This is a genomic window from Rhodoferax mekongensis (genome assembly GCF_032191775.1).
Lineage (GTDB): Bacteria > Pseudomonadota > Gammaproteobacteria > Burkholderiales > Burkholderiaceae_C > Allorhodoferax > Allorhodoferax mekongensis.
In genome coordinates this window covers 2,456,618-2,473,875 of the sequence record NZ_CP132507.1, presented here as the reverse complement: position 1 = coordinate 2,473,875, position 17,258 = coordinate 2,456,618, and the positions used below count along the sequence as shown (strand labels likewise).

Annotated in this window: 14 protein-coding genes and 1 tRNA gene; 9 read left to right on the top strand and 6 right to left on the bottom strand. The window is 59.9% G+C overall.

The genetic code is table 11. The annotated features are described in order from the left end of the window. Nucleotides 1-21: 21 nt before the first annotated feature. Nucleotides 22-2,292: an Orn/Lys/Arg family decarboxylase gene (locus RAN89_RS11880; protein WP_313866503.1), complete on the bottom strand. Its 2,271-nt coding sequence runs from the start codon at nt 2,290-2,292 to the stop codon at nt 22-24. Between the two features lie 131 nt (nt 2,293-2,423). Between RAN89_RS11880 and RAN89_RS11875 the strand changes: the two genes are divergently transcribed. Further along, nucleotides 2,424-2,849: an NfeD family protein gene (locus RAN89_RS11875; protein ID WP_313866502.1), complete on the top strand. Its 426-nt coding sequence runs from the start codon at nt 2,424-2,426 to the stop codon at nt 2,847-2,849. Nucleotides 2,850-2,861: 12 nt separating this feature from the next. Beyond that, entirely contained in the window at nt 2,862-3,770 is a 909-nt protein-coding gene (locus RAN89_RS11870) for an SPFH domain-containing protein (RefSeq protein ID WP_087493795.1), read from the top strand. 62 nt (nt 3,771-3,832) lie between these two features. Here the strand turns inward: RAN89_RS11870 and RAN89_RS11865 are convergent. The 4 genes from RAN89_RS11865 to RAN89_RS11850 all read right to left on the bottom strand — a co-directional run bounded on the left by RAN89_RS11865 (nt 3,833) and on the right by RAN89_RS11850 (nt 6,223). Continuing rightward, nucleotides 3,833-3,922 (bottom strand) — tRNA-Ser (locus RAN89_RS11865). A gap of 104 nt (nt 3,923-4,026) precedes the next feature. Continuing rightward, nucleotides 4,027-4,263, bottom strand: coding sequence for a hypothetical protein (locus RAN89_RS11860; protein WP_313866501.1), 237 nt, complete (start codon nt 4,261-4,263; stop codon nt 4,027-4,029). A gap of 83 nt (nt 4,264-4,346) precedes the next feature. Then, nucleotides 4,347-4,781 (bottom strand): DNA polymerase III subunit chi, encoded by a 435-nt coding sequence (locus RAN89_RS11855; protein WP_313866500.1) that lies wholly within the window; start codon nt 4,779-4,781, stop codon nt 4,347-4,349. Then, entirely contained in the window at nt 4,778-6,223 is a 1,446-nt protein-coding gene (locus RAN89_RS11850) for a leucyl aminopeptidase (RefSeq protein ID WP_313866499.1), read from the bottom strand. Before RAN89_RS11850 ends, RAN89_RS11855 begins: the two co-directional genes overlap by 4 nt. Nucleotides 6,224-6,246: 23 nt before the next feature. On the opposite strand from RAN89_RS11850, the gene lptF reads away from it, so the two are divergent. The 7 genes from lptF to RAN89_RS11815 all read left to right on the top strand — a co-directional run bounded on the left by lptF (nt 6,247) and on the right by RAN89_RS11815 (nt 13,041). Continuing rightward, nucleotides 6,247-7,350, top strand: coding sequence for an LPS export ABC transporter permease LptF (lptF, locus tag RAN89_RS11845; RefSeq protein WP_313866498.1), 1,104 nt, complete (start codon nt 6,247-6,249; stop codon nt 7,348-7,350). Further along, complete coding sequence (gene lptG / locus RAN89_RS11840) at nt 7,347-8,453, top strand: LPS export ABC transporter permease LptG (RefSeq protein ID WP_313866497.1); 1,107 nt, start codon at nt 7,347-7,349, stop codon at nt 8,451-8,453. The genes lptF and lptG overlap by 4 nt, the downstream gene beginning before the upstream one ends. Further along, on the top strand, nt 8,450-8,830 hold the full coding sequence (locus tag RAN89_RS11835; protein WP_313866496.1) for a sirohydrochlorin chelatase: 381 nt from the start codon (nt 8,450-8,452) through the stop codon (nt 8,828-8,830). The genes lptG and RAN89_RS11835 overlap by 4 nt, the downstream gene beginning before the upstream one ends. Nucleotides 8,831-8,879: 49 nt before the next feature. Beyond that, the gene (locus tag RAN89_RS11830; protein ID WP_313866495.1) at nt 8,880-9,845 is read left to right on the top strand and encodes a CysB family HTH-type transcriptional regulator; all 966 of its coding nucleotides are present in this window, start codon (nt 8,880-8,882) and stop codon (nt 9,843-9,845) included. A 125-nt stretch (nt 9,846-9,970) separates the two neighbouring features. Beyond that, complete coding sequence (locus tag RAN89_RS11825) at nt 9,971-11,131, top strand: pyridoxal phosphate-dependent aminotransferase (protein WP_313866494.1); 1,161 nt, start codon at nt 9,971-9,973, stop codon at nt 11,129-11,131. A 77-nt stretch (nt 11,132-11,208) separates the two neighbouring features. Then, nucleotides 11,209-12,393 (top strand): PQQ-dependent sugar dehydrogenase, encoded by a 1,185-nt coding sequence (locus RAN89_RS11820; RefSeq protein WP_313866493.1) that lies wholly within the window; start codon nt 11,209-11,211, stop codon nt 12,391-12,393. Between the two features lie 78 nt (nt 12,394-12,471). Next, the gene (locus RAN89_RS11815; RefSeq protein ID WP_313866492.1) at nt 12,472-13,041 is read left to right on the top strand and encodes a hypothetical protein; all 570 of its coding nucleotides are present in this window, start codon (nt 12,472-12,474) and stop codon (nt 13,039-13,041) included. Between the two features lie 26 nt (nt 13,042-13,067). Here the strand turns inward: RAN89_RS11815 and hrpA are convergent, their stop codons facing one another. Next, the gene (gene hrpA, locus RAN89_RS11810) at nt 13,068-17,222 is read right to left on the bottom strand and encodes an ATP-dependent RNA helicase HrpA (protein WP_313866491.1); all 4,155 of its coding nucleotides are present in this window, start codon (nt 17,220-17,222) and stop codon (nt 13,068-13,070) included. Between the last annotated feature and the right edge of the window lie 36 nt (nt 17,223-17,258).

The window sequence follows — 17,258 nt, the reverse complement described above, 5'->3', positions numbered from 1 at the left end:
CTCTGGTCCCTTGGGGGTGAATCAAGCCTTCACACAGTCAGCGTAGTATCGGACCTTGCCGTCTTCTCCCACTTCACTTACCAGACCGTGCACATCGGTCTCAAAGCCGGGGCACTGGGCGTTGAACTCGCGCGAGAACTTGAGGTAGTCCACCACTTTCTTGTTGAACACCTCGCCAGGCACCAGCAATGGGATACCGGGTGGGTATGGGGTGACCATGCCCACTGACACACGGCCTTCCAGGTGGTCGATTTCCACACGTTCGGTCTTGCGCAAGGCAATGTGCGCGTAGGCATCACTGGGTTTCATGGCAGGCACCAGATCGCTGAGGTACACCTCGGTGGTCAGGCGGGCGATGTCGAACTTGGCATACAGCTGGTGAATGTGGTGGCACAAGTCCGCCAGACCCATCTTCTCGTAGCGCGGGTACTTCTGCACAAACTCAGGCAACACGCGCCACATGGGTTGGTTCTTGGCGTAGTCATCCTTGAACTGTTGCAACGCGGTCAACATGCTGTTCCAGCGGCCTTTGGTAATGCCGATGGTGAACATGATGAAGAAGCTGTACAGGCCGGTCTTCTCGACCACCACGCCGTGCTCAGCCAAAAACTTGGTCACGATGGAAGCGGGAATACCGGTCTTGGCGAACTTGCCGTTCAGGTCCAGACCGGGCGTCACGATGGTGGACTTGATCGGGTCCAGCATGTTGAAGCCGTTGGCCAGCTTGCCAAAGCCGTGCCAGTTGGCCTTTGCGCTCTTGGACTCGCCCTTGATGATCCAGTCCGCGGCCTTGCCGATGCCTTCGTCGGCCAATTTGTCCGGTCCCCAGACCTTGAACCACCAGTCGTCGCCGTACTCTTCGTCCACCTTGCGCATGGCGCGACGGAAATCCAGTGCTTCGGCAATGCTTTCTTCCACCAACGCAGTTCCACCGGGTGGCTCCATCATGGCTGCGGCCACATCGCAGCTGGCAATGATGCTGTACTGCGGGCTGGTGGAGGTGTGCATCAGGTAGGCCTCGTTGAACAAGTGCTTGTCCAACTTGACAGTCTGGGAGTCCTGCACGAGCACGTGGCTGGCCTGGCTGATGCCGGCCAGCAGCTTGTGGATGGATTGCGTGCTGTACACCACGGCCTCCTTGGGGCGCGCGCGGTTCTTGCCCATGGCGTGGTAGGTGCCATAGAACGGGTGGAACGCCGCATGCGGCAGCCAAGCCTCGTCGAAGTGGATGTTCTCCACGTAGCCATCAAGCATGCTCTTGATGGTTTCGGTGTTGTAAAGCACACCGTCGTAGGTGGACTGCGTCAGCGTCAGGATGCGTGGCTTGATCTTTTTGGCGTCCACGCCCTTGAGCAGCGGATTGGCCTTGATTTTGGCCTGAATGTTGGCAGGCTCAAACTCACTTTGCGGAATCGGACCGATGATGCCGAAGTGGTTGCGCGTGGGCTTCAGGAACACGGGAATCGCCCCGGTCATGATGATGGCGTGCAGGTTGGACTTGTGGCAGTTGCGGTCCACGATCACGATGTCACCGGGCGCTACCGTGTGGTGCCACACCATCTTGTTGGAGGTCGAGGTGCCGTTGGTCACAAAGAAGCAGTGATCCGCATTGAAAATGCGTGCCGCATTGCGCTCGGAGGCACCGATGGCTCCGTTGTGGTCCAGCAACTGACCCAGCTCTTCCACTGCATTGCACACGTCGGCGCGCAGCATGTTTTCACCATAAAACTGGTGGTACATCTGGCCCACCGGGCTCTTCAAGAAGGCCACACCGCCCGAGTGCCCCGGGCAGTGCCAGCTGTAGGAGCCGTCTTCGGCGTAATCCAGCAGCGCCTTGAAAAACGGAGGCTGCACGCCCTCCAGATAGCCCTTGGCCTCACGGATGATGTGGCGCGCCACGAACTCGGGCGTGTCCTCAAACATGTGAATGAAGCCATGCAGTTCGCGCAGGATGTCGTTGGGAATGTGGCGGCTGGTCTTCGTTTCGCCATACACATAGATCGGTACATCCAGGTTCTTGCGGCGCACTTCTTCAATGAAGTGGCGCAGGTTCAACACCGCAGGGTCCAGATCCGGACCGGGGGTGAACTCTTCATCGTCAATCGACAAAATGAAAGCACTGGCGCGGCTTTGTTGCTGGGCGAACTGGCTCAAATCGCCATAGCTGGTCACGCCCAGAACTTCGAACCCTTCCGACTCGATAGCCTGTGCCAGGGCACGAATGCCCAAGCCCGACGTGTTTTCCGAACGGAAATCTTCGTCAATGATGATGATGGGAAAGCGAAACTTCATCGAAAGGCTCCAACGACGGGCTAAAAAAGGCAAACAGGCGCGAAGTGTAAGGACTTATTGCGGCAAGTCCGCGGCACGGTCATTCAATTGGCCCACAATGTGGCGTCATCAATACAACCGGAGTCCGCCCCATGTCAGAACCCACCCTCTGGTGGCTGCTCACAGGTGCCATCGTGGCGATTGAGCTGCTCACTGGCACGTTTTACCTGCTTATGTTGGCAGCGGGAGCCGTGGCAGCAGCACTTGCGGCCCATGCCGGCGCCAATGTCACCACGCAGCTCGTGCTGGCAGCTCTTGTAGGCGGCGGCGCAGTGGCAGCATGGCACTTGAAACGGACCCGCCGGAATGACGAGCCCCCTGCGCAGGCCAACCCCAACGTCAACCTCGATATCGGTGAAACTGTGCAAATCATGGCTTGGAATCCGGATGGAACCGCCAGCGTGCAGTACCGTGGAGCCCATTGGACCGCTATTCATCGCACCGGAGTCATTCCGGTACCGGGAGCGCACCGCGTGGCAGAAATGGTGGGCAACCGCCTGTTGGTCGACAAATCGTAAGAAGGAAACCCTATGGAAATCGCAATCGTACTTTTGGTTATCGCCGTGATTTTTGTGACGCGCTCCGTCAAGGTCGTGCCGCAGCAGCATGCATGGGTGATAGAGCGGCTCGGCAAGTACCACGGCACCCTCACCCCAGGCTTGAACTTTCTGGTGCCCTTCATCGACAAGGTGGCCTACAAGCATGTGCTGAAGGAAATCCCGCTCGATATCGCCAGTCAGGTCTGCATCACCAAGGACAACACCCAACTGCAGGTGGATGGCATTCTGTATTTCCAGGTCACCGATGCCATGCGCGCCAGCTACGGCTCCAGCAACTACATCGTCGCGATTTCTCAACTGGCGCAAACGTCCTTGCGCTCGGTCATCGGCAAGCTGGAGCTGGACAAAACCTTTGAAGAGCGAGACATCATTAACGCCCAAGTCGTCGCAGCGATTGACGAGGCGGCCTTGAACTGGGGCGTAAAAGTACTCCGCTATGAAATCAAGGACCTGACGCCGCCCAAAGAGATCCTGCATGCCATGCAGGCCCAGATTACGGCAGAGCGCGAGAAGCGAGCCTTGATTGCAGCTTCTGAAGGCCGTCGCCAGGAGCAGATCAACATCGCCACCGGTGAACGCGAGGCCTTCATCGCGCGTTCGGAGGGCGAAAAGCAGGCCGCCATCAACAGCGCACAAGGTGAGGCTGCCTCGATTACTGCGGTGGCAGAAGCTACCGCCTCCGCCATTGAACGCATTGCAGCAGCCATCCGGCAACCCGGCGGTGAACAGGCAGTACAACTCAAGGTGGCCGAACGCGCGGTAGACGCCTATGGCAAAGTGGCCGCCGATGCGACCACGACCTTGATCATCCCCGGCAATATGAGCGAGGTGTCCGGCCTGATCGCCACCGCCATGAAAATGGTGCAGTCCAGCAAATAGGCCTAAGACGGCGGGCAACAAAAAAGCCCGTAACGCTTGCGCGCTACGGGCTATCTGTTTTCTGGCGGAGCAGGCGGGATTCGAACCCGCGGTGGGTTTTACCCCACGCACGCTTTCCAGGCGTGTGACTTAAACCGCTCATCCACCGCTCCAGAGCCTCGTATTCTAGCCCGTAATTTTGCGCATTCCGGACTCCAGCGAAAACTTTTTGGAAAAAGTCCGTGCGACTGAGCACGCGATTCCTGCACACCACGCACTACGATTGCTTGGCATCCCGCGAACGGGTGGCAGCTTCTCTGACCGCGGAACGCACTGCGTCTTCGAGGTCCGCCATCACAGCGGGCAAAAGCAGTTCCACCTGAGCCTGCAAGCTCTGTCGCAAAGCATTCTGCACCTGGTGCTCCAGATTGGGTAACAGACGCTCCATCACCGCAGCCACCAACGCATCTTGAGTCAAAGGACTTGGCACGGGCGCTTCAGCCGACGGCTGCATGGGCTCCTCAGAAAGAGGTGCCGATGGCTTTACAACCTCAGTCAAGGTCGGCAAAAACCGCGGAGTCGCCTTGGGTGCCTGCATCACTCAGCCCCTTTCAGCTTCAGATCGTGCCGCTGAATCTCGTAACCTTGCTGCACATAGTGCTTCCATCGGTTGCGCGCCAAAGCCCGGTCGTCATCGTCTACGGATACCACTTCAATAACCCGCTCAAACTGCACAAAATCGGCCGGAACCGCGGTCGTCAAATTTACCAATACGCTATGGTTTTTCAACGCACCGTGCACCCTGGACGTCAAAACTACCGGGCACATCGCATGCGGTGCTTGCCCGTCATCCACGGCGTGCACCAGAAAATCGGTGGGAGAGGTCGCCCAAAGGCTCGCATCCAGGTACTGCACCTGCGCAGGTGGTGCCAGGACCGTCAACCGGGCACCCCTTGCTACTGCCTTGCGCAGCAGGCGCCCCACATATTCCAATTTGTTGGGCGCACCGAAATGGAACGCGATGTCAGTCACTTGCCTGCAACCCGGCTCAAAAGAAACTCGACCAAGAGGGGCACAGGACGGCCGGTAGCGCCTTTTGCACCGCCGCTCTTCCATGCGGTCCCCGCGATATCCAGGTGAGCCCAAGAGTATTTGTCGGTAAATCGTTGCAAAAACTTGGCAGCGGTGATGGCACCGCCCGCCCGTCCGGCCACATTGGCAACATCCGCAAAGTTGGTCTTGAGGCCTTCTGCATAGTCATCGTCCAGGGGCAGGCGCCAGCACAGGTCGCCAGTGGCCTCACCCGCATGGAACAGTGCATCACCCAATTCCGGCTTGTTGGCAAACAAGCCGCTTCGTACGCCGCCCAAAGCGACCATGCAGGCACCTGTCAGTGTGGCGATGTCAACCACGGCTGCAGGCTTGAAGCGCTCGGCATAAGTCAGAGCGTCGCACAAGACCAAGCGCCCTTCGGCATCGGTATTCAGTATTTCAATGGTTTGCCCGCTCATGCTGGTGACAACGTCCCCGGGTTTGACCGCCTTGCCATTGAGCAGGTTCTCACAGGCAGGAATCAAGCCCACCACATTGATGGCGGGCTTGAGCTCTGCCAGAGTCCGGAATGTGCCCAGTACGCTGGCAGCACCCGACATGTCAAACTTCATTTCATCCATCTCGGCTGCAGGCTTGATGGAAATGCCGCCGCTATCAAACGTGATGCCCTTCCCCACCAGAACCACCGGAGCTTGCGCCTTGGGCGCTCCGGAATACTGCAGCACGATGAAGCGCAAGGGCTCGTCGGAACCTTGTGCCACGGCCATGAAGGAGCCCATGCCCAACTTGGCCACTTCTTTGGGCCCGAGTACCTCGCAACTGATCTTGGCAAACTTGGCCAGGCTTTGAGCGGCCTGCCCCAGCAGCGTGGGGGTTGCGTAATTGGCAGGGCGATTCGCCCATTCCTTGGCAAATTCCACACCACTGACGGTGGCTGCGCCTGTATCAAAAGACGCTTTCACTTCAGACGCATTGGTGGCAGCCACCAAAACCTTCTGCAAAGTCCGGGGCTCAGGCTTGGATTTGGTGTGCGTATAGACGTAACTCGCATCTGCAACCGCCAGAGGTACCGCGCGTACTGCATCTTCCTGCGCGGGGGCGGCAAACGCTACCACCAGCTTTTTGAGACTGGTGGCCTTCAGGGCAGACGCACAGGCGGCCAGCGCACTGCGCACTTGGCGCGCGCGGCCTTCACCGATTCCTGCCAGCACGACCTTGGTGGCGTTGAATTGCACCGGCCGGTACATAGAGAGCACGGTGCCCGGCTTGTCGGCAAAGTCCCCCTGCTTCAGGGTTTGGGCCACGAGCATGGACAATTCATCTTTGCCGGCCTTGAAATCCTGCGCGACCAGCAGGATCAGCAAATCAGCTTTTTCATTGGCAAGGGCGACAAGGTTCAGAGGCTTGAGTTCAAAGTTCATAATTCACGCTTTCGTTCTGCACAATGTTATTCCATTCCTCCATCCGCAAAGAACTAGGCCGCAGTTTCGGTGCCACCCTGGTGGTGCTTGTCACGGTCGTGATGACCATGACCTTGTTGCGCACCTTGGGCGAGGCATCGCGCGGCACCTTCAATCCGGCGGACGTCCTGATCATCATGGGCTACACGGTGCTCTCGGACATGCCCACCATACTCTCCATGAGCCTGTTCATTTCCGTGTTGAGCGTGGTGACACGCATGTACCGGGACAGCGAGATGGTGATCTGGTTCGGCAGTGGCCGTGGGCTCTTGGGCCTAGTGCGCCCGCTCATGCGATTTGCCTGGCCCGTATTGGTCGTGATCCTTGCCCTCGCATTTTTGATCCTGCCCTGGTCGTTCAGCAAGATTGAAGATCTGCGCGACAAATACGACAAGCGTGGAGACATCGCCCGCATTGAACCCGGCCAGTTCCAGGAATCTGGCAATGGCGATCGCGTTTTCTTCATTGAGAAAGACAGCAAAGGCCAGCAGACCGGCAAGAACGTCTTCATAGCCACCCATGAGGGCAACAAGGAAACCATCACCAGTGCGCAATCCGGAACGGTGGAAGTGATGAACGGAGACAAGTTTCTGGTGCTGCAAAACGGTCAACGTCTGGAGCGCAGCACCGGCAAAAATGACATCACCCTGAGCACCTTCGAACGCTACGGGGCCCGGGTAGGTGCTGACGACAACTCTGCGCGGGACTATGCCCCCTCCAATGCAAAAACCACACTCGAGCTGATGAAGACGCCCACAGCGCTTCATTTGGGCGAATTGTCCTGGCGCGCCGGTTTGGCACTGGCGGCCTTCAACCTGATCTGGATCGGTTTAGCTGCCGCCGGCGCCAATCCACGGGCAGGTCGCAGCACCAACCTCATCTTCGCGTTTCTGGCGTTTGTGGTGTATTTCAACTTGCTGGTGCTGGGCAAGAATTGGGTGGAGAACGGCAAGGCGGAGCTCATTCCCATGCTGCTGCAGTTGCACGGCGGCGTTTTTCTGCTGTCCATGCTGTGGCTAGCCAAACGGCATAACCACTGGACCCTGCGCCTGCCCCGCCGAAAAACGGTTGTTGGGAGCCCCTCATGAAGACACTGCGCAAGCTCCTGTATGGGGAAGTCATTACCGCGGTGGCTTTGGTGACACTGGGCTTCATGGCGCTGTTTTTCTTCTTTGACATCGTCGAAGAGTTGCAATCGGTCAGCCGCATTGCGTCCAGTGGCTACCAGGTGCCGCAGGCGTTGATCTATGTGGCGTTGATGATTCCTGCCCACGTCTATGAACTCTTTCCCATCACGGTGTTGATTGGGACGATTTTTGTGATGGCACGCTTGGCACGCAGCTCGGAATTCACCATTCTGCGCACCAGTGGCCTCGGCCCTTGGCGGGCCCTGCGTACCTTGCTCGCGCTGGGCTTGGGCTTTGTCCTGTTCACTTTTGCCGTTGGCGACTATGTCGCTCCCTTGGCTGACAAAACTGCGCAACTGCTGAAGTCCCGTTTCCAGGGAAAGATCAGTGTCGGCAAGACAGGTGCTTGGCTCAAAGAGCGGCAGGCCTATGGCAGCTATTCAGTCAATGTGGGGGCACTGTCGTCTGACGCGACCTTGAAAGATGTACGCGTCTATGAATTCGACAACCAAGGCAAAGTGGTGTCCCTGACCGAAGCCAAAGCCGGCACCTTCGGCGATGACGAATCGTGGATGCTGACGCAGGGGGTACGCACCGAATTCACCAGAGGGCCGGACCAGGTTTCGAGAGTAGACCGGGTGGCTTTTGAGAGCTTCCGGTGGCCCACCCAAATCAGCGCGGAAATGGTGGCGGCAGCCGTGCTCCGCCCCGAGCGCATGGGCACCATTGATCTCTTCCAGTACATCCGCCACCTGAACGCCAACGGACAGAGTGCGCAAAAATATGAAATCCAGTTCTGGAAGAAGGTGTTTTATCCACTGAGCTGTCTGGTGATGGTCGTGTTGTCCTTACCTTTCGCCTATCTGCATTTCCGCTCAGGCAGCATCGCGGGCTACACCTTTGGCGGCGTGATGGCGGGCATCAGCTTTGTGCTGCTGAACAACGTGCTCAATGACCTGGGCAACCTGCAGGGCTGGCAGCCGTGGATTACGGCGGCGCTCCCGGGCTTGATTTATTCCTTCTTCTCTTTGGCTGCCTTCACCTGGCTGGTACTCCGACGATGACAAGTTCCTCCCCCCGCAACGCCATCGTGCTGTTTGCCCATGGCTCCCGCGACCCTCTTTGGCACAAACCCATGGAGGCGGTTGCCGAGCGTATACGCGCGCAGTCCCCTGAGGTGGAAGTCACTTGTGCCTACTTGGAACTCAGCCAGCCAGACCTGCCGGATACGGCCGCCAAGTTGGTGGCAAACGGCGTGAACCACATCACCATCGTGCCCATGTTCCTGGGCGTGGGCCGTCATGCGCGCGAAGATTTGCCGGAGTTGGTGGTGCAACTGAAAGCGCAACATCCTTCAGTCACATTCCACCTGCAAGCCGCAGTGGGTGAAGATGCGCGCCTTCTGGACATGCTGGCAAAAATAGCGCTCAGCCCCGCTTGAAGCCATACCCCTGAGGCATAATGAATTCCATCTTTAGTTGGAATTCGATATGAACCTCCACCAATTCCGCTTCGTCCAAGAAGCCGCGCGACGCAACCTCAACCTCACCGAAGCCGCCAAGGCGCTGCATACCTCGCAGCCGGGGGTGTCCAAAGCCATCATCGAGCTGGAGGAAGAGCTGGGCATAGACATATTCGCCCGGCACGGCAAGCGCCTCAAGCGCATCACCGAGCCCGGCCAGCATGTGCTCAAAAGCATTGAGCTGATTCTGCGGGAGGTCAACAACCTCAAGCGCATCGGCGAGCAATACAGCTCCCAGGACAGCGGCACACTGTCGATCGCCACCACCCACACCCAGGCGCGCTATGTGCTGCCCGAGAAAGTGGCCCAGTTGCGCACCGCCTTTCCCAAAGTGAACGTCAGCCTGCACCAAGGGGCCCCGGACCAAGTGGCGCGCATGCTGATCGACGATGTGGCTGAAATCGGCATCGCCACCGAATCGCTCTCCAACTACACCGAGCTGGTGACCCTGCCCTGCTACGAATGGCAGCACGTGCTGGTGCTCCCCACCGACCACCCGTTGGCCCAGAAGGAACGCGTCACCCTGGAAGACGTAGCCGCAGAGCCGCTGATCACTTACCACCCGTCTTTCACTGGCCGCACCAAGATCGACCAAGCCTTTGAAGCTCGCAAGCTGGAGCCCCGCATATCGCTGGAAGCCATCGACTCCGACGTGATCAAGACCTATGTGCGCCTGGGCCTGGGCATTGGCATTGCAGCCGAAATGGCAGTGACCGATGTGGTGGAAGACATGGAGAAAAACGGGTCTAGGGGCGGCCTGGTGGTACGGCCTGCCGGCTACCTGTTCGGCCAGAACGTCACGCGCGTGGCCTTCAAGCGCAGTGCCTACCTGCGCAACTTCGTGTTCACTTTTGCCGAGTTGCTCAGCAACCGCCTGAACCGCGCCCTGATTGCCAAGGCGATGGAGGGCCATGTCAACGACTATGAGCTGTGAGCTAGCAGCCCCCCAAGGCGGCCTGCGGCCACCTCCCCCCTCAAGGGGGCGCCACCTGCGGCCCGGCGAAGCCGGTTCCGCGTTGGCAATGAACAAGACACTTCACTCCTGCTTTGTGTGATTTCATGACTATTGCATTTACACCCACCCTGACGAGCCGTCTGCCGAATGTGGGCACGACGATCTTTACCGTCATGTCAGCGCTCGCCGCCGAACACAAGGCGGTCAATCTCGGTCAGGGCTTTCCGGACTTTGCGTGTGACTCCAAACTGGTTGATGCAGTGACATCAGCCATGCAGGCCGGGCACAACCAGTACCCGCCCATGACCGGTGTGCCGGCATTGCGGCAAGCGGTGTCGGCCAAAATTGCGGGCCTGCACACCAAGACCTACCAGCCCGACAGTGAAATCACCATCACCGCAGGTGCCACACAGGCCATCATCACGGCCATTCTGGCCATCGTGCATCCGGGCGACGAAGTGATCGTTCTGGAACCTTGCTACGACAGCTACGTGCCCAACATCGAACTGGCCGGGGGCGTGGTGGTGCGCGTACCCCTGACGCCCGGTACCTTCCGGCCCGACTTCGTCAAGATCAGCGCGGCCATCACGTCCAAGACCCGCGCCATCCTGATCAACACGCCCCACAACCCGAGTGCGACAGTGTGGAGCCGCTCCGAGATGCTGGCCCTCCAAGACCTGCTGGCGCCCACCAACATCCTGCTCATCAGTGACGAGGTCTACGAGCACATGGTGTTCGACGGGCAGCCTCACGAGAGCGCTTCGCGCTTTTCTGGCCTCGCGGCGCGGGCGTTTGTGGTGTCCAGCTTCGGTAAAACGTTCCATGTCACCGGCTGGAAAGTGGGTACTGTCGCGGCACCCGCAGCATTGACTGCCGAGTTCCGCAAGGTGCACCAATTCAACGTGTTCACCGTCAATACCCCGGTGCAGCATGCGCTGGCGGCCTACCTGGGCGACCCCGCACCGTATGTCAACCTGCCGGCGTTCTATAGCGCCAAACGCGATCTGTTCCGCGCAGGCTTGGCCAGCACCCGCTTCAAACTGCTGCCCAGCCAAGGCAGTTACTTCCAGTGCGTGGACATTTCTGAAGTGAGCGACCTTAACGAGGCGGACTTCTGCCAGTGGCTCACCCGCGAAGTGGGCGTGGCAGCGATTCCGCTCTCCGCCTTCTACGGCAACGGCTTCGATCAACGGGTCGTGCGCTTCTGCTTCGCCAAAAAGGACGAAACCCTGGAACTGGCGTTGGAAAGACTCAAAAAGCTATAAGTTCATCTGGCGAGAAGCTCCGCTATTGTTTTTATAGCTTCTCGCGCATATTCAGCGCGCGCTGGAGGTCTATACAGATGAAATTCTCAGTCTTTGCGTGGCTCAAACCGTATGTCGGCCGGTGGCGTGTTGGGGGCGCATGCCTGGCACTCTGTCTAGCCTTCGCAACCCCCTTGGGGCACGCAGATTCACTGCGCACCGAGACCGTGGCGCAGGGACTGGAGCACCCTTGGGCTTTGGCGTTTTTACCGGACGGTCGGTTTCTGGTGACCGAGCGCCCCGGCCGTCTCCGTATGGTGGATGCCCAAGGTCGGATAGGGGTTCCGATCACGGGGCTTCCCAAGGTGGACGCCCGAGGACAAGGCGGCCTGTTGGACCTGCAGCTCGACAGCGAGTTTGCCGGCAACCGGCTGATTTACCTCTGCTATGCCGAGGCAGGGGAAGGCGGCAACAGCACAGCGCTTGCGCGTGCACGCCTGAGCCCGGATGGCAGCCAACTGACAGAGCTACAGGTGCTGTTCCGGCAACAACCCAAGGTGCAGAGCAGCGCTCATTTCGGCTGCCGCATCGTCGAAGGCAAACGCAACGGGAAGGCGGATGGCACCCTGTACCTCGCCCTCGGTGAACGCTTCACCCGCAAGGAAGACGCCCAGACACTGAACAACCACCACGGCAAAGTCATCCGCATCCTCAAGGACGGCAAGGCTCCGGCAGACAACCCGTTTGCCACCCCTGAAGCTCGCCAAGCAGGCGCACTGCCCGAGATTTGGAGTTATGGCCATCGCAACCCTCAAGGGCTGGTGCAGGCTCCGGACGGCAGGCTGTGGGAGATGGAGCACGGCCCCCAAGGCGGTGACGAAATCAACCTGATAGCACCCGGCCGCAATTACGGTTGGCCAGTGATTACCTATGGCGAAAACTACGGTGGTGGAAAAATCGGCGCCGGCATTACCACCCAAGCGGGCATGGAACAGCCGCTGTATTACTGGACGCCATCCATCGCCCCTTCCGGCATGGCCTTCGTATCCAGCCAGCGCTATGGAAAAGAATGGGTTGGCAATCTGGTCGTGGGCTCCCTCAAGTTCGGTTATCTCGTCCGCCTGGAGCTCAGCGCACCTTTCGCCGGCACCGTGGTCCGGGAAACCCAACACCTGCAGTCGCTGGGCGAACGGGTGCGCGACGTCCGCCAGGGACCGGACGGTTGGCTCTATCTGCTGACGGACCACCCGCAGGGCCGCTTGTTGCGTGTACTCCCCCGCTAAATCAGGTCGCTGCTAACGCAAGTTTCACCGCCTTGTCATTGAAGTTGGCTGTAATGCGCCCTTCGTTGGAGAAGGACCATGCAACTACTGAAAACCGACAAAGCGCGGACGGAATTGCAAATCGGCAACCGCACCCTGGGTCAGCGCGAACGTGCCCTACTCATTCTTGCGGACGGCCGAAATACCGTGGAGACGGTGAACCACCTCTTTGGTGGTGAGGCCCTGCGGCTGGCCACGCACCTGATGCACAGCGGCTATCTGGTTCCACCGCAGGAACCTGCTGTCCGGACAGAACCCGCCAAACTTGCCAGAAAACCAACACGCGTTCCAGAAACCGCGCCCGCTGGGCCCCCTGCCCCCTTGATGACCGAAGTAGTCACCCCCGCCGTGTCGGCCGACAACTTCGAGGGCAAGCGCTCGCTGGCAACGACACGGATGTTTCTGTTCGACATCTGCGAGCGCATGTTTGTGCGGCGTGACCCGGAGCGCGCCGAAGCGTTCCGCGAAGCGCTGCGCAACGCCAAAGACCGCGAATCCATGTTGGCTGCAGCGCGCGACATGATCAGCGCCGTGGAAGACATCGCCGGTCATGAGCGCGCCGACTCCATCAGCGAGCGCATAGCCATGCTGCTGCCGCCCGAGGGCTAAACCCAAGGGATCGGGAATGAGTCAAGTCAGCTCTGGATCTGCGCCCAGGCCTTGTCCAGTCGCTTCACGCTCACCGGCTGGGGGGTGCGTAGCTCTTGGGCAAAGAAGCTGACACGCAGTTCTTCTAGCAACCAGCGGAACTCCTGCATGCGCTCATCCACCGCGCCTTTGCGTTCCGCCACCAGCCGCCAGTAGCGTTGCTCCTGCGGGCGCAGTTCGGTCAGGCGGGCTGCGTCACGGGCCGGGTCGGCACGGTACTTGTCCAGCCTCAGCGTGATGGCCTTGAGGTAGCGGGCCAAATGCTGCAGGCGGTCCCAGGGCGTGGTCTGCAAAAACTTCTTGGGGATCAGGCGGTTGATCTGCTGCTGGGCGTCACTGGTGGCATCCGGCGCGTTTTTGGTGTCCTTGATCTTGCGGGCCGCGGTGGCGTACTCCAGCAGGATCACGCTCGCCATACGGGCCACTTCGTTGGCGATCAGGGTCAGGCGGCCCCGCCCTTCTTCAATCCGCCGTTTGAAAGCGAATTCGTCGGTGGGCAGCGGGTCCAGCAGGAAGGCCCGGTCCAGCGCCACCGCGATGATCTGCTCGCGCAGCTCTTCTACGGTTCCCCCACCGCTGCCGTTCTCGGCCTTGCCCACATTCATGTAGCTGACCGCCATTTTTTGCAGGTCCGGGATGTTTTTTTCCAGGTACTTGAGGGCGTCCTTGATCTGGATGGCAAACAGGCGTCGCAGTCCGGCGCGGTGCTTGGCGGCGGCTACTTCGGGTTCGTCAAACACTTCCACGGTCACCGCATCTCCGGCGTCTATGAGTGCGGGAAAGCCGATCAGCGTTTGGCCGCCTTTACGGATTTCCAGCAACTCAGGGAGTTCGCCGAAGGTCCAGGCGGTGAAGCGGCCGTCGAGGATGCTGGGTGTGTTGCTTTTCTGCGAGGTGGCATTTGCTACGGATTTTGTAGCTGCTTGCGCAGGATTGGCGGGCGCTGAGCGCGGGTTTGACCGGGCGCCCTGCTCCCTGATGTCAATTTGCCCCGCCCGCTTTGCGGGCTCCTCCTTGACCTGCGCAGGACGCCCGGTCAAACCAGCTCCTGGCGTTGCACTGGCTTTTGTGCTCGCTGACTGGTTTTGTGCCAGCTTCAAGCTGGCCAGCGCTTGGAATGCGCCGCGGGCCTGGCTGCCCAGCTCAGCTTTCAATGCACCCAGGTTGCGGCCATGGCCAAGCTGTCGGCCGTGTTCATCGACCACCCGGAAGTTCATGAAGAAGTGCGGGCTGAGCATGTCGACCTTGATGTCGGCTTTCACAATGTCCAGCGAGGTTGCTTCCCGCACCAGCTTCAGCACGGCTTCCACCAGCCCGCCGGTGCCAAACTTCTCAGGCGCATTCAGGGCTTCGGCAAACTTGGCTGCGGTGTCGGGCAGCGGCACCAGGCGGCTGCGGGGGCGCTGGTGCAGGGTCTTCAGCAGGGCCTGCACTTTGTCCTTGAGCATGCCGGGCACCAGCCATTCGCAGCGCTCGTCGTTGACCTGGTTCAGCACAAACAAGGGCACGGTCACGGTCAGGCCGTCGCGGGCATCGCCGGGTTCATGAAGGTAAGTTGCAGCACAGTCCACGCCACCCAAACGGATGGTTTTGGGGAAAGCCGCGGTGGTAATGCCTGCCGCCTCGTGGCGCATCAGCTCTTCGCGAGTGAGCTTGAGCAGGTTGGGTTGCTTTTTGACTTCCTCGCGGTACCAGCGCTCCAGGCTGTAGCCGCTGCACACATCGGCTGGCAACTGTTGGTCGTAAAAGGCGTAAATCAGCTCGTCGTCCACCAGCACATCCTGGCGGCGGGCTTTGTGTTCCAGCTCTTCAACCTGCTCGATGAGCTTGTGGTTGGCGGCCAGAAAAGGCAGCGTGGTTTCCCACTCTTTGCCGACGAGCGCTTCGCGGATGAAAATTTCCCGCGCACCAGCCATGTCCACACGGCTGTAGTTCACCCGCCGGCCGCTGTAGACCACGATGCCGTAGAGCGTGGCCCTCTCCAGCGCCACGACTTCGGCGGCTTTCTTTTCCCAGTGCGGGTCCAGCAGCTGTTTTTTGAGCAAATGGCCACCCACCTGCTCCAGCCATTGGGGCTCAATGGCAGCGATGCCGCGGCCGAACAGGCGTGTGGTTTCCACTAGCTCGCTCGCCACGATCCATTTGCCCGGCTTTTTGGTCAGGTGGGCGCCGGGGTGGGCAAAAAACTTGATGCTGCGTGCGCCCAGGTACTCGCCGTTCTGCCCTTCTTCGAGCTTGCAGCCCACGTTGCCCAGCAGGCCGGACAGCATGGACAGGTGCAGCTGCTCATAGCTGGCGGGCTTGGTGTTGAGGCGCCATTTGTGTTCGGCCACCACGGTGTGGAGCTGGGTGTAGATGTCCTTCCACTCGCGTACGCGGCGGATGTTGACGAAGTTTTGGCGCAGGAGTTGTTCGTATTGGCGGTTGGTGAGTTTGTGGGTGGCGGTGTGCGCCGACCCTTGTGCGCTCGCTGGGAGCTGGGGTCGGCGGGCGCTCTGCTCCGTGTCCCCCGCCCGCTTTGCGGGCTCCTCCTTGACCTGCGCAGAACGCCCACCGCCCCCAACTCCGGGGTGTGCGGGCGAACTTCCGCCTCTTGCGTCATGAATCCACTTCCACAGTTTCAGATAGCCGGTGAACTCGCTTTTTTCGTCGTCAAATTTCTGGTGTGCTTGGTCAGCCTGTTGCTGGGCCTCCATGGGGCGGTCGCGGACGTCTTGCACGCTCAAGGCGCTGGCAATGACCAGTGCTTCGTCCAAGGCTTCGCGGCCACGGGCTTCGAGCAGCATGCGGCCTACGCGCGGGTCCAGCGGCAGGCGGCTGAGCTCCTGGCCCAAGGGCGTGAGTTCATTGGCATCGTCCACCGCGCCTAGCTCATTGAGCAGCTGATAGCCATCTGCAATCGCACGGCCGCTGGGGCGCTCCAAAAACGGGAAGTCTTCCACTTGCCCCAAGTGAAGCGACTTCATGCGCAGGATGACGCCTGCAAGCGAGGACCTCAAAATTTCCGGGTCGGTAAAGCGCGGGCGACCGTCAAAGTCTTTCTGGTCGTACAGGCGTATGCAGATGCCGTTGGCCACGCGCCCGCAACGGCCGGCGCGCTGGTTGGCGGCTGCCTGGCTGATAGGCTCTACCAGCAGCTGCTCCACCTTGCTACGGAAACTGTAGCGCTTCACGCGCGCGGTGCCTGCGTCAATGACGTATCTTGTGCCTGGCACTGTCAGCGAAGTTTCGGCCACGTTGGTGGCCAGCACGATGCGACGACCAGTGTGGCCGTCAAAAATGCGGTCCTGCTCGGCCGGGCTCAGGCGGGCAAACAAGGGCAACACTTCGGCATTGCGCATGACCGGCTGGTGGCTCAGGTGCTTGCGCAGGTGATCGGCCGCTTCGCGGATTTCGCGCTCGCCAGGCAAGAAGACCAGGATGTCGCCTTGGTTATGCGGGTCGCGCCACAGCTCATCGACGCCATCGGCGATGGCGTTGTTCAGGTCGTACTCGCGGCTTTCTTCAAAGGGGCGGTAGCGCTGCTCCACGGGGAAAATGCGGCCGGACACAAAAATCACCGGCGCAGGGCCTTTGGATGACTTGAAGTGATCCGCAAAGCGCTGCGCATCGATCGTGGCTGAGGTGACGATGATCTTCAGGTCCGGGCGGCGCGGCAGGATCTGGCGCAAATAGCCAAGCAGGAAGTCGATGTTGAGCGAGCGCTCATGCGCCTCGTCGATGATGATGGTGTCATAGGCATTGAGCAGGGGGTCGGTCTGCGTTTCGGCCAGCAAAATGCCGTCCGTCATCAGCTTGACCGAGGCGTCCTTGCCCAGTCGGTCGTTGAAACGTACCTTGTAGCCCACTACCTCGCCCAGTGGTGTTTTCAGCTCCTCGGCAATGCGCTTGGCCACGCTGCTGGCCGCAATGCGGCGGGGCTGGGTGTGGCCGATGAGCTTGCCACGCTGGCCAGCGGGGTAATTGAGCTTGCCGCGCCCCATGGCGAGCGCGATTTTGGGCAGCTGGGTGGTTTTGCCCGAGCCGGTCTCCCCGCAGACGATGACCACTTGGTGCGCCGCAATGGCGTCCATGATTTCGTCGCGTTTGCCCGACACCGGGAGCGACTCTGGGAATTCGATTTGCAAGGGGCTGGCAGTCAAGGCGTGGTCTTCGTAGAGAATTGCGGATTATCCCAG

Bases quoted from the DNA above. Each gene is read 5' to 3' on its own strand.
- lptG (WP_313866497.1), top strand. From the start codon at position 7,347: ATGAAGACACTGCGCAAGCTCCTGTATGGGGAAGTCATTACCGCGGTG.
- RAN89_RS11870 (WP_087493795.1), top strand. From the start codon at position 2,862: ATGGAAATCGCAATCGTACTTTTGGTTATCGCCGTGATTTTTGTGACG.
- RAN89_RS11815 (WP_313866492.1), top strand. From the start codon at position 12,472: ATGCAACTACTGAAAACCGACAAAGCGCGGACGGAATTGCAAATCGGC.
- RAN89_RS11820 (WP_313866493.1), top strand. From the start codon at position 11,209: ATGAAATTCTCAGTCTTTGCGTGGCTCAAACCGTATGTCGGCCGGTGG.
- RAN89_RS11825 (WP_313866494.1), top strand. From the start codon at position 9,971: ATGACTATTGCATTTACACCCACCCTGACGAGCCGTCTGCCGAATGTG.
- RAN89_RS11875 (WP_313866502.1), top strand. From the start codon at position 2,424: ATGTCAGAACCCACCCTCTGGTGGCTGCTCACAGGTGCCATCGTGGCG.
- RAN89_RS11835 (WP_313866496.1), top strand. From the start codon at position 8,450: ATGACAAGTTCCTCCCCCCGCAACGCCATCGTGCTGTTTGCCCATGGC.
- RAN89_RS11850 (WP_313866499.1), bottom strand. From the start codon at position 6,223: ATGAACTTTGAACTCAAGCCTCTGAACCTTGTCGCCCTTGCCAATGAA.
- RAN89_RS11830 (WP_313866495.1), top strand. From the start codon at position 8,880: ATGAACCTCCACCAATTCCGCTTCGTCCAAGAAGCCGCGCGACGCAAC.
- lptF (WP_313866498.1), top strand. From the start codon at position 6,247: ATGTTATTCCATTCCTCCATCCGCAAAGAACTAGGCCGCAGTTTCGGT.
- RAN89_RS11860 (WP_313866501.1), bottom strand. From the start codon at position 4,263: ATGCAGCCGTCGGCTGAAGCGCCCGTGCCAAGTCCTTTGACTCAAGAT.
- RAN89_RS11880 (WP_313866503.1), bottom strand. From the start codon at position 2,292: ATGAAGTTTCGCTTTCCCATCATCATCATTGACGAAGATTTCCGTTCG.